Genomic DNA, 19,230 nt, shown 5'->3' with positions numbered 1-19,230 from the left:
GAGTTAGGCGCTTCATGTACGGTTATCTACTAGAGAAATCCCCCCTCCGCTTACTGTCTAACCAACATAAGACGCGGTAAATTAGAGATGTAGCAAAAAAAAATGAATATTAAAAAGAGCTACTGCCAATCCAAACACTAGTTCTGATCTGGCTTGATTCCAGGAAGCATAAGATTTCTACTAGCCTGGAAAGCAATCATAAGTAATACATTTTCAAGTGTCTGTGTTATGCGTAACAAACTAAAACAAATCATCAAACCCCTGTTCAAGATTTTCTTAGCCTTCAGCTTAGTGTTAACTTTAGCACTTAGCCATGCTGATGGAGCATTAGCCGCCCGCAGTGGTGGTCGTATCGGTGGCGGTGGCTTCGGTGGTGGAGGCTTTAGAGCGCCTTCTAGCCGTACCTACACACCACGTACTTACGCGCCTGGTGGTGGTGGTTACTATCCCGGTGGTGGTGGCTTCGGCTTTCCGTTCTTGATTCCCTTTTGGGGTATTGGCGGCGGATTTGGTGGTATATTTAGCATTTTAATCTTTTTGGCGATCGCTAACTTCCTTGTCCAAACCTTCCGCCGTGTTAGCAGTGGTGAAGGCGAAGAAGTAGGCTATAGCAGCAACCCGGCTGTTTCTGTAACTCGTTTGCAAGTTGGTTTGTTAGCACAAGCCCGTGGTTTGCAAGATGAACTCAACAAAATCGCCGAATCTGCTGATACTAATTCCCCAGAAGGAAGAGCCGAAATTTTGCAAGAAGCGAGTTTAGCTTTACTCCGTCATCCAGAATACTGGGTATATGGAGGTGGTGGTACACAACAAGTTAAATTAAATGCGGCTGAAGGTCAGTTTAACCGTCTGTCATTAGCAGAACGCAGCAAGTTTAGCGAAGAAACTCTGTCTAATGTCAACAACCAGTTGAAATCAGCTTTGAATAAAGATGCTTTACCTGCTGCTGACCAAATCGACAACCCCACCCAACTAATTAGTGAAGGTCCTGGGGAATACCTGATTGTCACCTTATTAGCGGCGACATTAGGCAAATTTGAAGTTCCAGAAATCAACAGTGCTGATGATTTGCGCCAAGCCTTGCGGCGAATTGGTGGACTTCCCGGTGATCAACTTTTAGCCATTGAAGTGCTTTGGACTCCCCAAGCTGAAGGCGATACTCTCACATCTGATGATATTTTGGCGGAGTACACCGATTTGAAACTGATGTAAGTAAGTCGGCGTGAAAATTTCAATATATGTCATTGCGAGTGTAACGGAGTGGAACGAAGCAATCACAAGGGTTTTGGAGTTTTTACATTCTGTTACATAGTTAGGTTTATTTGTGCCGACTTACTTAAAGGTTTTGTAGATTCAAAAGAGAATCAGATCCCCGACTTCTTCAAGAAGTCGGGGATCTTTGTATTCGTAGAATTGGTATAAGTAAGAAAAAGTTTAGAGTATTGGAGTTGATTATGTTGAAACAACTCATCCTGGAGAATTGGAAAAGTTTCCGTTATGCGGAACTTCCACTTGACCCTTTGACTGTTCTGATTGGTACTAACGCCAGTGGGAAATCTAATGTAGTTGAAGCTTTAGAATTTTTGCAAAGGATAGCGCAAGGTGAAAATATTGAAGCTGCTTTAGCAGGAGATAAAACACTTGCTTCTATTCGAGGTGGTGTAGACTGGGCTGCACGTAAACCTGAATCTCAATTTACATTAAAGGTGCTAATGCAGGGTGAGGATGAAACAACCGATTATTTATATGTTATTCAAATAAAAACCCAACCTGAAGTGAGAGTGCTTGGAGAATATATTGAAGTTCATATTTTACATAAAAATAGTGAATTAGAACAGTTAAATTCATTTACTTTTAAAAGTTATACTTCTGGTATAAAAAGTGGTTTAAAATCTGTTGGCTCAGGTGTTAATCTGATTGAATTAGAACAATTCGATCTATTTTTTGCAAAAGGAATCACACTAGATAAAAATGGGGGAAATTATTTAAATAATGATTACCTTAGCTTTAAGATAAAAATAGCTTTATTTGTTATTTCAATTTTAGAAAAAACTTTTATTCTCAATCCCATACCTTCTAAAATGCGTGATTATTCACGATTATCCGATACCCTAGAAAGTGACGCTTCAAATATAGCTGGTGTGCTAGCAGCGTTATCTGACCAGGAAAAAGAAGAAGTTGAATCAGCACTGTCTAATTACATCAAAGATTTACCAGAAGGCGATATTAAAAAAGTATGGGCAGAAAAAGTAGGTAGATTTGGCACAGATGCTATGCTTTACTGTCAGGAGGAATGGAAACCTGGAGAGATTACAGAAATTGATGCTAGGAGTATGTCAGATGGGACTCTACGCTTTCTAGCAATTCTGACAGCACTACTCACGCGACCAGAAGGTAGTCAACTGGTAATTGAAGAAATAGATAATGGTTTGCATCCCTCCCGTGCTAAATTACTTGTCAAAATCCTGCGAGAAATTGGCAGCAAACGAAATATTGATATTCTAATTACTACCCATAACCCAGCTTTACTAGATGCTTTAGGTCCTGAAATAGTCCCGTTTGTAGTGGTTGCACATCGAGACTCAGAAACAGGAGAAAGTAAACTTAGTATTTTAGAAGAAATTGATAATCTTCCTTTGTTACTAGCATCAGGTACTTTGGGTAAACTAGCCACCAAAGGAGCAATTGAAAAGAGCCTTTCTGAGAATAAGTAAAACAAAATATGCAAAAGGTTCTAATTATTGATACATCAATACTCTGCGTTTATTTAGCTGTTCCTGGTAAAGAAACTTGTGGTACTGATAATGACAAATGGGATAAAAGCAGGGTTGAAGAACGTTTTCAATTAGAGAAGGAAGAAGGTACGCAGTTTATACTACCATTAGCGACAATTATAGAAACTGGTAATCATATCGCACAAGCTAATTCTAGACGATATGAAATTGCTCAAGCTTTTGCTGATATTTTAGTGAAAGTAGCCGATGGAGTTATACCTTGGAAAGTTTTTACAACTGAAGTGGATGAACTGTGGAGTTCGGAACAATTGAAACAGTTAGCGACTGAATGGCCTACTTTAGCATCTAGGAAGATTTCTATCGGAGATGCCACAATTAAGACTGTAGCTGAGTATTATGCTAAAACCAGTAGCACATTGATAGTAGAAATTTTCACGGGTGATCAAGGTTTGAAGGCTTATGAACCAACTACACCACCACCCACACGCCGCAGTAGTCGCAAGAAAGCATAACAATAGGGGAGCATCTCAAATGTGCAAGTTTAATTTATTTATGGGATTTTGATTTAGAAGAAACGAACCCCCTTCGCGGAGCGTATGCCCCCAGGGCTTTAGACGCAAAGAACGCCAAGGGAAGAGGGTTTTATAGGGTTTTTGCATCAGTTCCATATTTTTATCAAACTGGATGTGAATAAGGTTCGTCAAGCTTCCTCATCATGCGATAGCGCAAGCGCTGACTTGTCAGTTCGCCTGTTCACAACTTTAACAGAAAAGATGACAAAAGTTTGAGCGATCGCCTACTCACCCCCACATCACGTTATCATCAGGTATTGTGGAATCTCCGTGCATCACCCCTAGCATCTATGACTGCTTCTCAATCTCAAACTCAACCAACGGAACCCAACATCCCTGCTGCGCCTCACGTCGATACGCAATTGGTAGACCGCAGTAAGCTGAGTAAGATGTATCAGCATTATGTGGAAGTCAAGGATAAACATCCTCACGCTTTGCTGCTATATCGGGTAGGAGATTTTTTTGAAACTTTTTTCCAAGACGCTGTAACTGTCTCCAGAGAATTAGAACTTGTACTCACCAGTAAACACGGTGGCGAAGTTGGTCGCGTGGCTATGACTGGTGTACCGCATCACGCCTGGGAACGCTACACTACCCAATTGGTTGAAAAAGGCTATGCGGTGGTAATTTGCGACCAAGTAGAAGATGCATCGGAAGCGGTGGGTTTGGTCAAGCGTGAAGTAACGCGTATCCTCACACCGGGGACTTTGTTGGAAGAGGGAATGTTAAAATCCAGTCGTAATAATTACCTTGCGGCTGTGGTAATTGCGGTGAATCATTGGGGTTTAGCTTATGCAGATATCTCTACAGGGGAATTTCTCACCACTCAAGGAAGTGATTTAGAACACCTGACTCAGGAGTTAATGCGGTTGCAACCTTCTGAGGTGGTGGTTCCCACTAACGCCCCTGATTTGGGTAGCTTGCTGCGTCCCGGTGAAAGTTCGCCGCATCTTCCCCAATGTTTACCACCATCATTTTGTTATAGCTTGCGATCGCAACTTCCCTTTTCTCAAGGTGAAGCGAGACCGAAATTACTAGAAAAATTCAAAGTGCGATCGCTGGAAGGACTCGGTTGTGATCATCTTCCCTTAGCTGTGCGGGCGGCTGGTGGTCTGCTGGAATATGTGGAAGATATGCAAAAAGTCAACCCCGTAGTTCTGCAAAGGTTACGCACCTATACAATTACTGACTATTTAATTGTTGATAATCAAACTCGCCGTAACCTGGAAATTACGCAAACCGTCCGGGATGGCACATTTCACGGTTCCCTGCTGTGGGCGTTAGATAGAAGTAGCACAGCGATGGGCGGGCGGGCGTTGCGGCGCTGGTTATTGCAACCGCTAGTTGATGTTAAAGGCATTGGGGCGCGACAAGATACCATCCAAGAGTTGATGGAAAATACACCTCTGCGTCAAGATTTGCGGCAGTTATTACGGCAGATTTACGATTTGGAACGGCTGACGGGAAGGGCTGGTTCTGGAACTGCAAACGCTAAGGATTTAGTTGCTTTGGCTGATTCGCTGTCACGCTTACCGCAATTATCCCACTTGGTGACTAATGCGCGATCGCCTTTCCTGAAAGCTTTGCAGAGAGTCCCGGTAGAACTATCAGAATTAGCCCAAAAGTTACACGCCCATTTGGTAGAATCGCCACCCATACATATTAAAGAAGGTGGGTTAATTCGTGCTGGGATGAATCCCATGTTGGATGAGAGAAAAGCTACTGTAGAATCAGACCAACAATGGATTGCGAATTTAGAAGTTGATGAAAGGGCAAAAACTGGCATTCCTAACTTAAAGGTAGGATTTAATAAAACCTTTGGTTACTACATTAGTATTTCTCGTTCTAAATCTGACCAAGTACCTGAGAATTACATCCGTAAGCAAACTTTAACTAATGAGGAACGTTACATCACCCCAGAGTTGAAAGAACGGGAAGCGCGGATTCTCACAGCACGGGATGATTTAAATCAGTTGGAATATGACATTTTTGTGGAGTTGCGGGAAGAGGTAGGAGAACAGGCGGAAATTATTCGCAATATTTCCCGTGCTGTCGCTGCGGCTGATGTGTTGTGTGGTTTGGCTGAGTTGGCTGTACAGCAAGGTTACTGTCGTCCGGATATGGTTGAGGGACGAGAAATTATGATTGTGGATGGTCGTCATCCGGTGGTGGAACAGTCTTTACCTGCTGGGTTTTTTGTGCCGAATTCTACTCAGTTGGGGAGGGACGAAGACGCAGAGGAGAAGAAGCCGGATTTAGTGATTTTGACTGGACCGAATGCGAGTGGTAAGAGTTGTTATTTGCGTCAGGTGGGGTTGATTCAGTTGATGGCGCAAATTGGAAGTTTTGTACCGGCGCGGTTTGCAAAGTTGGGGGTATGCGATCGCATTTTTACTCGTGTAGGTGCTGTGGATGATTTAGCTACAGGTCAATCTACCTTTATGGTGGAAATGAATGAAACGGCGAATATTCTCAATCATGCTACTGCCAAATCCCTAGTATTGTTAGATGAAATTGGCCGAGGAACAGCAACTTTTGATGGTCTTTCTATTGCTTGGGCGGTAGCAGAATATATAGCTGTGGATATTCGGGCGCGGACGATTTTTGCTACTCACTATCATGAATTAAATGAATTAGCTAGTATTCTGCCGAATGTGGCTAATTATCAGGTGACTGTGAAGGAGTTACCCGATAGAATTATTTTTCTGCACCAAGTTCAACCGGGTGGTGCGGATAAATCCTATGGTATCGAAGCGGGACGGTTAGCAGGTTTACCAGATGTGGTGATTCAACGCGCAAAACAAGTCATGGGGCAGATTGAAAAACACAGTAAGATTGCGATGGGGTTGCAAAATATGAATTAATTTTCTTAATAATAACTTTGGCTACTTTCGTGATTTTTTCAAATGTTCTCAATAGACCGCAACACATACCATAATTTTGTTAGATTCTTGTTAAGAATAGTTACAAACGTCTTAACACAGGAAATATTTATTATGGTAGCGTCACTTGAGAATAATGCACCACATAAGGTTGTAATCATTGGTGGTGGCTTTGGTGGACTTTATACAGCCAAGACTCTTGCGAAAGCGAATGTAAATATTACTCTGATCGATAAACGTAACTTTCACCTATTTCAGCCGCTTTTATATCAAGTCGCTACAGGTACGCTATCACCTGCTGATATTTCCTCACCATTGCGATCTGTACTCAGAAAAAGCAAGAATACACGAGTGTTATTGGGAGAGGTAAATAATATTGATCCCAAAGCGCAACAAGTTATTTTGGATGATAAAGTAATACCTTACGATACATTAATTGTCGCCACAGGTGCTAACCATTCCTATTTTGGTAAGGATGAATGGAAAGACTTTGCTCCCGGCTTGAAAACTGTTGAAGATGCCATAGAAATACGTCGCCGGATATTTTCGGCATTTGAAGCCGCAGAAAAAGAAAATGATCCTGAAAAACGCCGGGCTTTGCTGACTTTTGTGGTTGTGGGAGCGGGTCCCACCGGTGTAGAATTAGCAGGTGCGATCGCCGAGTTAGCATACAAAACTCTCCACGAAGATTTCCGCAATATCAGCACCTCAGAAACGAGAATTTTAATATTGCAAGGGCGCGATCGCATTCTCCCATACATTTCGCCAGACTTATCGCAAGCAGCAGCAGAAGCTTTGGAATCCTTGGGTGTGGAAGTCCACACTAAAGCCAGAGTCACAGATATTGAAAATAACATTGTTACTTTCAAGGAAGGCGGTGAAGTCAAAGAAATTGCCTCAAAAACTATATTGTGGGCAGCAGGTGTAAAAGCTTCAACAATGGGGAAAGTCCTAGAACACACGACAGATGTAGAATGCGATCACGCCGGACGTGTGATGGTAGAACCGGACTTAACTATCAAGGGTTATAAAAACATTTTCGTAGTGGGAGATTTAGCCAACTTCTCCCATCAAAATGGTCAACCCTTACCTGGTGTTGCACCCGTAGCCAAACAACAAGGAGAGTATGTAGCTAAACTCATTCAAAAACGGATGAAAAATCAGACTTTGCCACAATTTAATTACAACGATGTGGGTAGTTTGGCGATGATTGGGCAAAATTTAGCTGTTGTAGATTTAGGCTTAATCAAACTCAAAGGTTTCATTGCTTGGGTATTTTGGTTATTAATTCACATCTACTTCTTAATTGAATTCGACACTAAAGTAGTAGTAGTAATTCAGTGGGCGTGGAATTATATTACTCGTAATCGTCGTTCTAGATTGATTACAGGTCGCGAAGCTTTTGTAGAAGCACAAAGCGTTGACAATAGCAGTGCTTACCAGACTCCAGAAAAGAAGGAACCAGTTAAGCTTTAATTCGTAATTCGTAATTCGTAATTCGTAATTCGTAATGCGTAATTCGTAATTCGTAATTCGTAATTCGTAATTGGTGATTGGTGATTTGCTGTACTAGTAGCACTGCATTCCATTCCATCCACAGACCCGCCATTTGTCTTAGTAGGCTGCTGGCGGGTTTAGCTGATTTCATATCCAGAAGTGTTGAATACTTACGAAACGCGAAAACCTGCCAAACTTTTGCTTTATCTCCCCTCCTCGCTTGCGGGGAGGGGTTGGGGGTGGGGTGACATGATTGTGGTAATCGTAACTAATTAAACGGACATGATTTCATTCCCAAAGATACCGCTAAATCACCCTCATGATTAAAAAATGATACAATTAATACTGAATACTTAGATGATGATCATTTTTTCGTGAAACGCGATTCCATTTATTATCAATTAATTGAGCGGGTACAATTAGAGTCAAGGGACACACTGCTAAAAAACGAAATCATAGATATTATTACCACAATTGCCGTTTATAAGTTTTCTTCGTTGAGTAGAGAGGAAGTGGAAGCCATGCTGGGATTGAGTTTAGAGGAAACAAGAGTTTATCAAGAAGCGAAAGCTGAGGGTAGAGAAGAAGTATTGAAAGCAGCAGTGCCTCTGTTATTAAAAACAGGGATGAGTATAGAACAAATTGCTCAACAACTCAATGTTGATGTAGAAACTGTCCGAATTGCTGCACAGCAGAACACTGATAAGTGAAAGCTGTCTGACAATTGTACTGGTTTTACCTACCGCGATCGCGTTCTAAATCAGCGATCACTTTTTGTAAATACCATTCGTCTGACATCCCCGGATTGTATTCTTGTTGTTGATCAATTAATCTTTGGGCAATTTCCCAATATCCTCCCACCATTCGTAATAGTTTTTGACGCAATAAATTATAGTTTTGCTTTTTTGTCTCAGGGCTAGATGTTTGAATATTTTTCAGACTATTTAATACTTGATGGTAATTTTCCCAATCTTCTTGTTCACAAAAAATACTCGCAGCTTTTTGATAATCTGCAACAGCATTTTGCATTTCTTCTAAACAAGTATAGGCAATGCCACGATTGTAGTAAGCTTGAGCATGATCGGGATTAATTTGTAAGGCTTGGCTGTAATCTTGAATTGCATCGAGATAATTACCAGATGTCCTGTAAGCGTTGCCTCTGGCGGTATATACTAAAGCATCTTGGGGTTGAATTTTGATGGCTTGATTAAAATCCGCGATCGCACCTTGATTATCGCCCAAAAGTGAACGGGCTTTACCACGATTACGATAAACAACCACATCTGTAAAATTGAGAGATAATGCTTGATTAAAATCCGCGATCGCATCTTGATATTTTCCCATTTTGCAGTGGATCACCCCACGACAGCAATAAGCTTGGGCATCTTGCGGATCAGCTTGTAATATCCAGTTTACATCAGCGATCGCCTCACGGGTATTTCCTGTCTCGGCTTTTTCTAATAACTGAGTAAAATATGCGTTTGTCGATAAGATTGGTGTATTAGTAGAAATACTTGACTGGACAACAGGTTTTGGTTTGGGTTGCAACTGTCTAATATTCTCCATACACAGACGACAACTTTCTGCGTCCTTTTGTGCTAAATATAATTCTGCGGCTTTTTTAAAATTAGCGATCGCATCGGAAATAAAACCCTGTTTCCGTCGAATTATCCCCCGCAGGTTATAAGCAGGCGCATAATCGTAATTGAGGCGAATCGCAATGTCTACATCATGCAAAGCCCCCGGTAAATTTTTCAATTCCACCCTAGCCAAACCCCGACAATAATACGCATCCATACCTCCTGGATTCAACCTCACAGCTTCTGTATAATCCGAAACAGCTTTGTGAATAGCCCCTGAGTGATAATAAGCCAAACCCCGTTGTAAAAAAGCATCAGCAAAATAAGGTGTCCATTGTAAAGAATGGCTAAATTCCTCAATTGCGCCAGCGTAGTCTTTCTCCTTAGCTTTTTTCAGTCCTTGATTGTAAAATTCGTCACTCATAGTCAATCGAACCAGATAGACATCCCATTTCTATATTAAATATTCACCCTAAATTTAGCTAATTCCCAAATTTCAACTTACTTCTTCTCTTGGCGATCTTGGCGACTTGGCGGTTCGATAAAAAATATTTTCCATACATCAGCGAAATGAAAATTAGAACCATCACCACAGGAATCACACTTACATCTCCCCAAAGCACCGATAAAATCAAACAAGCCCATGAATTTAACCAACAAGCAAAAGAAATCTTTGCCCAACAAGGATATGAAGTGCAAACAACTAGAATTACCACTAACTCATGGGAAGAATATTTATTAAACTTAGCAAAAATTGATATTATTCACGAAATTAAAACTTTAGAAAAAATCTGTCAAAGCCTAGATATAAGCTTTTTCAATATTGGCTATGCAAAGAAACCAGAAACCATAGCCTTAATTCCCGACATTATTCAATCTACATCAATTATTTACTGTTCCAGCCAATTGGGTAATCAACAAACAGGTATCAACTTTAAAAATGCCTGGGAATCAGCTAAAAGTATCAAACGCATTTCCCAAGAAACTGAAAATGGCTATGGAAACTTTCGCTATTGTGCATGGGCAAACTGCCAGCCAGGAATCCCATTCTTTCCTACAGCATATCATATAGGTGAGACATCTTTTGGGATTGGTTTAGAATTGGGTAAATTAGTAACTCAAGCCTTTTCTCAAGCTGATAATATACAATCAGCAGAAATAGAATTGAAATCAATTTTAGAAATCGAATTAATTAAAGTTGCTAAGATTGCTGAGGAAATATCTCTAAAATTGGCGGTAAATTACAACGGGATTGATACATCGCTAGCACCATCTTTAGATCAAGAAAATAGTATTGCTTTTGCTTATGAAAAAATTATGTCTGGTAAATTTGGACATCCAGGAACTTTAGCCATTTCGGGGATGTTAACTCGTGTTTTAAAGAGTGTTTCTGTGAAAATCTGTGGTTATTCTGGTTTGATGCTGCCAGTATGCGAAGATGTTGGTCTAGCTACTAGGGCTAATGAGCAAACTTATGATATTACTCATTTATTATTATATTCGGCTGTTTGTGGCTGTGGATTAGATACAGTGCCAATTCCTGGTGATGTTACGGTTGACAAGATTGCTGGTATATTAACTGATTTGGCAACTTTGGCTATTAAGTTGAATAAGCCTCTATCTGCTAGATTATTTCCGATTCCACATAAAAAAGCTGGGGAAATGACTAGTTTCAATTCCCCTTATCTTGTTGATTGTCACGTTTTTGCTGTGGATTGAATTTTGGAGGAAGATTAACGTTCGCGCAGCGTGCGCGTAGCGCATACCGCAGAGGCGCAGAGGACACAGAGAGACAGAAAGGAGATTAGTAGTCTATCAATAAGCTGGGCGAGGTTAAGACGAATACATCTCTGGTTCCTTTTGCTTCTATCTGTGGTTTGATGGGTGTGGTAAAGTGGAAGAATTCATGATCATTGACTAATAGTAGTTCTCCAGAATTTAAGATTTTACTAAATACTGGTTTCTCTTTTTTGGCTGTATATAAGTGGGTTTCTCCACCTTGAATATTTTCTCTATTTACAGAGAAGATGCCAATAAAGTCTGTCCCATCTTGATGGATTCCTTCTGGGGCTGGATTTCCTAAGTTATGGGGCGAACAGATGGTTCTAATTTGATGAACTCCTATTTCTGCTTCGGGGTGAAGTTTACAAGAATCACTAAATGCTAAAACCAGATTTTTAAAGCTATCGAGTTCTACAAGTTCATCTTCTAATTCTGCGAACTCTCGTTTAATGTTTCCCAATAATGGATTATAATCTTTACCTTGGAAGAGGTAGCCATGAGGTAATTTAATCAATTTATCCCCGTCAGCGATAAACCGAGATAATCTTCTCGAACGATAATTACCTTTGAGGTAAGGATCATCTGGTAAATTATTAAAGAATGGTTTGAAACCTGCTGAATTTATGGAATTTACCTTTTTGAGAGTAAACAAAAAGGCATATTCTAATTCCGTTGATTCCCATACCTGTTGCATAGGATTTACCTTCTTATATATTTCAATCCTCCCCCCTATTTCTGGATGAGAGGCTTATATTACTGAGTATATGCGGCTGTTTATTAAATTGTCGTCAAATTGACTACATAAATTGACTAATTGTGATATGTGATTCATTCACCTTTGGAAAGATATTTATATATAGGAATCCGATTTGATTATTGAAAAATCTAAGTATATGTAGGGTGTGTTATGGCTTTAGCCTAACGCACCGTCTTCTGGGTCTTGGTGCGTTACACTACGTATGTTTCATAAATCAAATATGAGTCCTATACAGCACTTCCTTCTGCTATGAGGTACACATAGCGGGCAAGATGCCCGCACCACAAGAGTTTTATCATTAATATCTGTACCTCATAACACCGGGAACTGCTGTATGAGGGCGAATGAGTAAAAAATCAATGTATATAGGACTTACGCACTGTAAAAATTAATCATGGTATGCTGTTACCAAAATAGCCAATTTCCGGCTTTGAACAATGATTATGTTAATAGTAAATATACCCGTGTGGTAGGGGTTTAGCATTGCTAAACCCCTACGAGATATGTGCTTTTTAGTGCCACACATATTTTGGTTTTATTGTCAATGCGTAAGTTCTAGTATATTAACTAACAGCACATAGGTTTAATGATGATTGACTGGCTTTACAACTACCCACCGCTATATTCGGGAATACTACTCAAGCGCTACAAACGATTTTTTGCTGATGTTCAACTTGATTCTGGGGAAATCGTGACAGCACATTGTCCCAACACAGGCCCAATGACGGGAGTATCTACCCTGGGGAGTGCTGTACAAGTGTCTAAAAGTGATAACCCCCAGCGCAAATTGGGTTACACCTTAGAATTAATTCAAGTACACGATAACCAACCAACTTGGGTAGGAGTGAATACCATGTTACCCAACCGCATCGTAAAACTAGCATTAGCAAAATACCTCTTCCCCGAATTGGGAAACTATAGCCAAATCAAAGGGGAAGTAGTGTATGGACAAGATAAAAAAAGTCGGGTAGATTTTTTCTTAACAGGTAGCGACGAAGAACGCCCCATTTATTTAGAAGTCAAAAATACAACTTGGGCGCAAAACACCTTAGCCCTATTTCCCGACACCGAAACCACGAGAGGACAAAAACATTTACGGGAATTAACAGCACTCTTACCCCAAACCCGCGCCGTGATGTTGTACTTCATTAATAGAGGTGATTGTACCGAATTTGCCCCTGGTGATATTACAGACCCAGTATATGGTAAACTATTGAGAAATGCGATCGCACTCGGCTTAGAAGTACTACCCTGCCGTTTTGACATATCTCCAGAAGGCATACGCTATATAGGTTTAGCAAAACTCAAACTCTAACTCTCTCCTCTCCGCGCACCTCTGCGCTTACCTCCGCGTACCTTTGCGTTAAAAAAAATGATAATTATCATCATGGGAGTCTCCGGTGCCGGCAAAACCACCATAGGTAAACTACTAGCCGATGCCTTAAACTGGGAATTTAAAGACGCTGACGAATTTCACTCCATAGATAACATCGAGAAAATGCGGCTAGGTATTCCCCTCAATGATACCGATAGAAAACCTTGGTTAAAAGACTTGCAAACAGCGATCGCCCTGTGGTTAAAAGAAAATACCAATATAGTTTTAGCCTGTTCCGCCCTCAAAGCTGATTATCGCCAATATTTAGTATTAGATGCTGAATGCACCAAACTAATTTACCTCCACGGCAGCTTAGATTTGCTCCAACAGAGGCTCATAGGACGGCAAAATCATTTTATGTCAGAAAAACTCCTCAACAGCCAATTAGATGCTCTTGAGGAGCCAGATGATGCAATTTGTGTAGATGTTTCTGAGCCACCCCAACTCATTGTGCAGAACCTGAAAACAGTTCTGGGGATTTAACTAAACTTGATGAGAAGCTAGAAAAGCATCAATTTCAGCCGCAGTCGGTTGAGAAGCGATCGCACCTGCTTTAATAGTAGTTAGCGCCCCCACTGCATTAGCATAAGCAACAACTTTTTTTGCTGTTTCTGCATCCTGCAAACCTTGAATACCATGTAGACTTAGCTGGTGGATAAATCCTGCCAAAAAACTATCCCCAGCCCCAGTTGTATCCACAACATCAATCGGATAAGAAGGTAAATTGCCTTCGTTTTCACCCAAACAATAGGCGCAACCATGTTCACCATCTGTCACCAACACCCCATCAATGGTGTCCATGCGGTAAGTAATGGCTCCTGGGTCTGTGGTATCAAATAGCCATTCCGCCTCTTCTCTAGAAAGTTTGAGAAAATCAACTCGCTTCCATATCCCTTCGATTTTTTGGCGCGCCATATCTGCATTTTGCCAAAATACAGGTCGCCAGTTGACATCCAGAATAATCTTCAAGTCGTATTGTTCTGCTAAATCTAAGGCGCGATGAACTGCCTGCTCACTTTCAGGGTAGGCTAATTCCAGCGTACCCATTACCAAAAAGTCAGCCTCTTGAAACAGTGACTCTGGCAATTGTTTCGCTTGCAAGCGGGTATCAGCAAATTCAGAGGTGTCATATTCACCAAATCCGGCAAAATTGCGATCGCCTGCCAGATCGCGCACCACATAAACTTGCCTCGTTGGTGCTGTAGAATGGCGTTGCACCCCTGTTGTATCTACACCAATTTCTGCTAATAGCTTAACTAATTCATTCCCTGGCTCATCTTCACCAACAGCCCCAATAAAACCTGCGGGAGTTCCTAGTTTTACTAAAGCACAAGCTACATTAGCTGGCGCACCACCTGGGTAAGGAGTCCAGGATTTCACTTCTTCTAGAGTTAGCCCCAATTGGTCAGCTAAACAATCAAACAAAATTTCACCAAGGCACAAAACACGGGGATTGCTCATTTCATGAATCCAGAATCTGAGATTTTCTATTTTGAGTTTGTAATTCCAGTATAAAATCTACAACACTCTTAACTCATCTGTCGCCAGTCCTAAACTCAACAAACCAGCACTTTTTGCTACTATCATCACAAATATATCCTCCCTAACTTCCGATTTTCTGTATGTATTTTCACTAGTCTATCTTAAATTAAAGTTTTAAAAAGCACAAAATTTTTATATATACTATCCCAGCAAAATCTAAAGAAAATCTAGTCAATTCCATACTGCCATAACTTAAAACCCCTTCCAACAAAAGAATCTTCTAGAATTAAAAGAGGATTAAGTACATATACCAAGGGAGGATAGAAATAGTTATGGCTGGTGGCGAGTCTCAGACCCCTGTTAGTCTGTCAGACAGAGAATTGCAAATTATCGACTTAGTGGCCGCTGGCTTAACTAACCAAGATATTGCAGTCAAACTGGAGATTAGCAAACGCACAGTTGATAACCATATCAGCAATATTCTCACCAAAACCCAAACCGACAACCGAGTAGCTCTCGTGCGTTGGGCTTTGCAGTGGGGTAAAATCTGCCTAGACGAGGTTAATTGCTGTGTTCTACCCATCAAGAAAGATTAGCCAATTTGTTGGCGTGTAACTAATTGTTCTTCTGCTCACACCTTTATTTTCAGATGAATCTCTAGCGTAAATTCTGATTCGCATCTAAATAAAGCAGCGTACATCAGTCCTCATCAACAAAAATTAGTAACAATCCGCTGCCTCAAGCGTTACATTAATAAAATCTATTTGCTCCATCAGTGAGGAGAGCAGTGTTTTTGTCAATAACTCAGGTCTTTAGACTTGAGCTTGTAATTCGTAAGTCTTACGTGTTTGACTAGAGCATTGAGACACAACCTGATACGTACTCTCAAATGCTTCCTCAGTCTGGGTTATCTACGGGGACTTCTACGGGTTTGCTGATTCCTGGGATTATATCCATTAAAAATCAGCATTTCAAAGCGGTGAGAATCGCTTGTTTAGCTGCCCTCTGAGGTTTAAAGAAACGCTCGTTTCCCGCATCCCACAAGGTCTTATGAATACTTCCACTTCTATTCAAGGTAGTTCGTTCACCTTTGATTTTCTGAGTTTTGATTTTACCGCACCGCAACCAACACAAGATGCCGATTTACTCAGGCAGCTATCATTCATCCCAGGATTGAAAGAAATGATACTGCTGCGGCAGGTTCACGCCCTAGAACACGCTACTGTTTGGGTTCTGAGTGAAGCCAACAGCGCTTATGCACCGAAAAGCAACCCCACAAAAGTACAGGTAGATAACGAACTCTTAGGTGGTTTGTCTACAGAACAGGGATTTTACCTTTACGGTGAAGTGAATATCAGCGACTTGCGGCGGGCGGTAACACTAGGCTTAAATCGTCTCATCAATGGTGAATGGGATTTAGCTGTACATCCTCGCTGTGGCACAAATGCATCAGTGGCTATGCTGTTAACAGCTGGACTAGCTGTCGGTGTAAATCTCTTACTACCATTCCGACCAATTGAGCAATTAATTGGTTTAGGAATAGCAGCCACCACAGCCGCAGAACTCGCACCCGATTTAGGTTCCATAGCCCAGCGCTACCTCACCACCGCCATTCCCTTTAACCTAGCAATTGAAAATATAACTTTATCTCGTGACCTTTGGGGACGACAAGGACATTTCGTCAAAGTCAGATGGCAAGATTGATAACTTTTGCAGTCAGTATAGAGAGTTAATGAGAAAGCTTTACTTCTTAGTTCCAGGTACTCATGGTAAATTTGCCTGCGGTGGACTTTGGGCAGAATTAAAAACAGTTAAACTAGCACAACAAATCTGTAGTGCTGATGTTGTCACTTATCGCCAAAGAGAAACAGACCAACTATTTATTGACGATTTGCTGGCAGAAAAAAATTTAGATGAGGCTATATTTGTCATTAGCTGGGGATTTGATGTAGCTAAACTGGCAGCCAAGCTTAAGCAATATAACGTCATTTACCATGCCCATAGTGCAGGTTACAACTTTCGCCTCCCTGCGAGTATTCCTATCATCACAGTTAGTCGCAACACAATGGGATATTGGGGGCAGAAATCTCCTAATTCTCTGATGTATTATTTGCCTAATCAAATTAGTAACGAATTTCAAAATTTACATCTTGAGCGAGATATTGATGTTTTAGTTCAAGCCCGAAAATCTTCTGAATACTTAATGCAAGAATTGATTCCAGCTTTGCAGAAACAGTGTCAACTAAAATTAGTTGATTCTTATGTAGAAGATTTACCTGGGCTATTTAATCAGGCGAAAATTTACCTGTATGACTCTGCCGAATATTGGGCGCAACAGCTTGTTAGTGAAGGCTTTGGATTGCAACCAATGGAAGCTCTAGCTTGTGGTTGTCGGGTATTTTCCAGTGTCAACGGTGGATTATCAGATTATTTAGATCCTGGATTTAATTGCTCTAAAATTGCCGGATACTCAAAAGAGTATGATATTCAACGCATTATCAAGGCGCTGAAATCTTCACAAACTATCGACCTGCCAGAAGAGTTTTTTGCCGAGTATCGAACTGAAAATATTCTTCACAGATTCCAAGTGATTCTGGATGAATTAAACGAATTTTTTGATCACAAAATCAATTTTTCAGGCAATATTCAGGATTTATCGAAAACTCGTGTGGCTAAACTACGCCTTCAGAACATATATAAAAAAATCAGGCAGAAATACTTTTAGGAATTTTTGCCTTGAATATCGGTAATTACTCAATTTACAATATACCTAATTTAAGGTAAAATGTATAGGAGAATGCTATTATCTATAAAAGCCACAAAAGATAATTCATCTAGGCGACAGAAATTGTCCATACATAGGGTTTCGGAAAAATCATAATTAAATTTGGTCGCCGTCTATTCATTAAATTTATTTATGGTTAAAAACCCAATAAAAATTATTTTTTAATGTTTAAGTAGTCTAAAACACATTTATCATCAGTTAAAGTGTTAAAAATCATCAATTTGTCTGAAGCTTCATCTGAATTACCCTCTGAATTGTCAGTTTACATAAGTTATATTTAATTATCTACACCAAGCTGCTGTTACTAAAACTGTAACCGTCTAAAGTTTTGGTTGTTCTAAATGCAATAGTAAACAAACGAAACATAATTTAGCGTCAATCGTGTATAGACAGCTAAAAACGTTGGGCAAACGAGGTAGCAGAATGAATCGGCAGAAACTAAGTGGTGTGGAAAAAAATTTCCTACAAAGACGTTATGGTGTGAGTCTGGGAAGACGTTACGTTTTGGCAGCAGCTAGTGTTGTTCTGTTCAGTGTATTAGGATGTTCCCAGGTTAGTGGTAATACAAGTACCCTGTCACAATCTGATCCTCTTTATTCAGAGACCCGCTTGCCAAAAAAAACATTAATTTCTGATACAAAACTAGTGGATGCTAATAATCAATTTGGCTTCAAACTGTTTTCCGAAGTTTTGAAAAATAACAGTGGGAAAGATAACATTTTTGTTTCCCCTTCAAGTGTAGCGATCGCTCTGGCTATGGCATATAATGGAGCCAGTGGTTCTACTCAACAAGCAATGGCTAAAACCCTAGAATTGCAGGGGATGAGTCTACCAGAAATTAACTCAGGTTACGCCACATTAAAAGAGTTACTAGAAAATCCTGACCCGCAAGTGCAACTGACTATTGCCAACTCCCTATGGGCAAATCAAGAAGCTACTTTGCAGCCGAATTTTCTCCAAAGCACTCAGGAATTCTACAAAGCCAAGGTAACAAATTTAGACTTTCAAGATGCCGCATCTGCCAATACTATCAATAAGTGGGTTAAAGATAGTACCCGTGGAAAAATCAACAAAATAGTTGAAAAAATTGAACCTGAACAGGTGTTGTTTCTAATAAACGCCATATATTTTAAAGGACAATGGAGTAATCAGTTTGATAAATCACAAACTGCTGAACATCCTTTTACATCGATATCTGGGGAAAAGAAGCAACACCCGATGATGTCGCAAACTGGTGAATATAGATACTATGAAAACGACCAGTTTCAGGCAATTAGTTTACCTTATGGCGAAGATGGCAAAGTTAGCTTTTATATCTTCTTGCCCAAAGAGGAATCTAACCTCCAAACCTTTTACCAAAACTTAAATTTTGACAACTGGGAAAAATGGGTGTCTCAATTCAGAAGTCGAGATGGATTTATTCGCTTACCCCGCTTTAAAACAGATTATGATGTCACACTCAATGATGCACTCAAAGCTTTAGGTATGGAAGAAGCTTTTAGCAATCAAGCTAACTTTTCCGCTATGGGTGAAAACCTCAAAATTAGTCAAGTTAAGCATAAAACATTTGTGGAGGTAAACGAAGAAGGTACAGAAGCCGCCGCCGCTACATCAGTAGGAATAGTACCAACATCTTTTAGAGAAAAACCAGAACCTTTCCGTCTGATTGTTGACCGTCCCTTTTTCTCTGCTATTCGAGATAATCAAACAGGCAGCATTTTATTCATGGGTTCAATTACTGACCCACAGTAGGAAAGTGCTGAGTGCTGAGTGTTTTTTGAGT

General features: G+C 40.4%; 16 protein-coding genes and 1 pseudogene. 13 read left to right on the top strand and 4 right to left on the bottom strand.

The window, feature by feature from the left end:
- Positions 1 to 228 precede the first annotated feature (228 nt).
- The 5 genes from ACM0OW_RS07435 to ACM0OW_RS07415 all read left to right on the top strand — a co-directional run bounded on the left by ACM0OW_RS07435 (position 229) and on the right by ACM0OW_RS07415 (position 7,665).
- A complete protein-coding gene (locus ACM0OW_RS07435) occupies positions 229 to 1,212 on the top strand; it encodes a DUF1517 domain-containing protein (RefSeq protein ID WP_414549389.1) in 984 nt (327 codons plus the stop codon).
- Between the two features lie 242 nt (positions 1,213 to 1,454).
- Positions 1,455 to 2,714: an AAA family ATPase gene (locus ACM0OW_RS07430; RefSeq protein WP_414549388.1), complete on the top strand. Its 1,260-nt coding sequence runs from the start codon at positions 1,455 to 1,457 to the stop codon at positions 2,712 to 2,714.
- A gap of 8 nt (positions 2,715 to 2,722) precedes the next feature.
- Positions 2,723 to 3,247 carry a hypothetical protein gene (locus tag ACM0OW_RS07425; RefSeq protein WP_414549387.1) on the top strand — a complete coding sequence of 175 codons (525 nt, stop codon included), beginning with the start codon at positions 2,723 to 2,725 and terminating at the stop codon, positions 3,245 to 3,247.
- A gap of 350 nt (positions 3,248 to 3,597) precedes the next feature.
- Entirely contained in the window at positions 3,598 to 6,171 is a 2,574-nt protein-coding gene (gene mutS, locus ACM0OW_RS07420; protein WP_414549487.1) for a DNA mismatch repair protein MutS, read from the top strand.
- A 132-nt stretch (positions 6,172 to 6,303) separates the two neighbouring features.
- Positions 6,304 to 7,665, top strand: coding sequence for an NAD(P)/FAD-dependent oxidoreductase (locus ACM0OW_RS07415; RefSeq protein ID WP_414549386.1), 1,362 nt, complete (start codon positions 6,304 to 6,306; stop codon positions 7,663 to 7,665).
- Here the strand turns inward: ACM0OW_RS07415 and ACM0OW_RS07410 are convergent.
- The gene (locus tag ACM0OW_RS07410; protein ID WP_414549385.1) at positions 7,655 to 7,837 is read right to left on the bottom strand and encodes a hypothetical protein; all 183 of its coding nucleotides are present in this window, start codon (positions 7,835 to 7,837) and stop codon (positions 7,655 to 7,657) included. The genes ACM0OW_RS07415 and ACM0OW_RS07410 overlap by 11 nt on opposite strands.
- A gap of 247 nt (positions 7,838 to 8,084) precedes the next feature.
- On the opposite strand from ACM0OW_RS07410, the pseudogene ACM0OW_RS07405 reads away from it, so the two are divergent.
- A pseudogene (locus ACM0OW_RS07405) lies at positions 8,085 to 8,396 on the top strand (DUF2887 domain-containing protein); the annotation flags it as partial.
- Positions 8,397 to 8,421: 25 nt separating this feature from the next.
- On the opposite strand, the gene ACM0OW_RS07400 reads toward ACM0OW_RS07405, so the two are convergent.
- A complete protein-coding gene (locus tag ACM0OW_RS07400) occupies positions 8,422 to 9,690 on the bottom strand; it encodes a tetratricopeptide repeat protein (protein WP_414549384.1) in 1,269 nt (422 codons plus the stop codon).
- 146 nt (positions 9,691 to 9,836) lie between these two features.
- Between ACM0OW_RS07400 and ACM0OW_RS07395 the strand changes: the two genes are divergently transcribed.
- Positions 9,837 to 10,985: a DUF711 family protein gene (locus ACM0OW_RS07395; RefSeq protein WP_414549383.1), complete on the top strand. Its 1,149-nt coding sequence runs from the start codon at positions 9,837 to 9,839 to the stop codon at positions 10,983 to 10,985.
- Between the two features lie 85 nt (positions 10,986 to 11,070).
- Here ACM0OW_RS07395 and ACM0OW_RS07390 read toward each other — a convergent pair whose 3' ends face one another.
- Positions 11,071 to 11,742: a 2OG-Fe dioxygenase family protein gene (locus tag ACM0OW_RS07390; protein ID WP_414549382.1), complete on the bottom strand. Its 672-nt coding sequence runs from the start codon at positions 11,740 to 11,742 to the stop codon at positions 11,071 to 11,073.
- A gap of 652 nt (positions 11,743 to 12,394) precedes the next feature.
- On the opposite strand from ACM0OW_RS07390, the gene sfsA reads away from it, so the two are divergent.
- The gene (sfsA, locus tag ACM0OW_RS07385; RefSeq protein ID WP_414549486.1) at positions 12,395 to 13,120 is read left to right on the top strand and encodes a DNA/RNA nuclease SfsA; all 726 of its coding nucleotides are present in this window, start codon (positions 12,395 to 12,397) and stop codon (positions 13,118 to 13,120) included.
- A 57-nt stretch (positions 13,121 to 13,177) separates the two neighbouring features.
- On the top strand, positions 13,178 to 13,663 hold the full coding sequence (locus tag ACM0OW_RS07380) for a gluconokinase (RefSeq protein WP_414549381.1): 486 nt from the start codon (positions 13,178 to 13,180) through the stop codon (positions 13,661 to 13,663).
- Here the strand turns inward: ACM0OW_RS07380 and ACM0OW_RS07375 are convergent, their stop codons facing one another.
- On the bottom strand, positions 13,664 to 14,641 hold the full coding sequence (locus ACM0OW_RS07375) for a carbohydrate kinase family protein (protein WP_414549380.1): 978 nt from the start codon (positions 14,639 to 14,641) through the stop codon (positions 13,664 to 13,666). It abuts the gene before it with no gap.
- Positions 14,642 to 14,994: 353 nt separating this feature from the next.
- On the opposite strand from ACM0OW_RS07375, the gene ACM0OW_RS07370 reads away from it, so the two are divergent.
- The 4 genes from ACM0OW_RS07370 to ACM0OW_RS07355 all read left to right on the top strand — a co-directional run bounded on the left by ACM0OW_RS07370 (position 14,995) and on the right by ACM0OW_RS07355 (position 19,199).
- Entirely contained in the window at positions 14,995 to 15,258 is a 264-nt protein-coding gene (locus ACM0OW_RS07370; protein ID WP_414549379.1) for a helix-turn-helix domain-containing protein, read from the top strand.
- Positions 15,259 to 15,712: 454 nt separating this feature from the next.
- Positions 15,713 to 16,366 carry a DUF6391 domain-containing protein gene (locus ACM0OW_RS07365; protein ID WP_414549378.1) on the top strand — a complete coding sequence of 218 codons (654 nt, stop codon included), beginning with the start codon at positions 15,713 to 15,715 and terminating at the stop codon, positions 16,364 to 16,366.
- Between the two features lie 28 nt (positions 16,367 to 16,394).
- Positions 16,395 to 17,387 carry a glycosyltransferase gene (locus ACM0OW_RS07360; RefSeq protein ID WP_414549377.1) on the top strand — a complete coding sequence of 331 codons (993 nt, stop codon included), beginning with the start codon at positions 16,395 to 16,397 and terminating at the stop codon, positions 17,385 to 17,387.
- Positions 17,388 to 17,870: 483 nt separating this feature from the next.
- A complete protein-coding gene (locus ACM0OW_RS07355; protein ID WP_414549376.1) occupies positions 17,871 to 19,199 on the top strand; it encodes a serpin family protein in 1,329 nt (442 codons plus the stop codon).
- Positions 19,200 to 19,230 lie beyond the last annotated feature (31 nt).

Source organism: Anabaena sp. CCY 0017, from assembly GCF_963920885.1.
Taxonomy (GTDB): domain Bacteria; phylum Cyanobacteriota; class Cyanobacteriia; order Cyanobacteriales; family Nostocaceae; genus Nodularia.
This window is presented reverse-complemented; position numbering and strand designations above follow the sequence as displayed.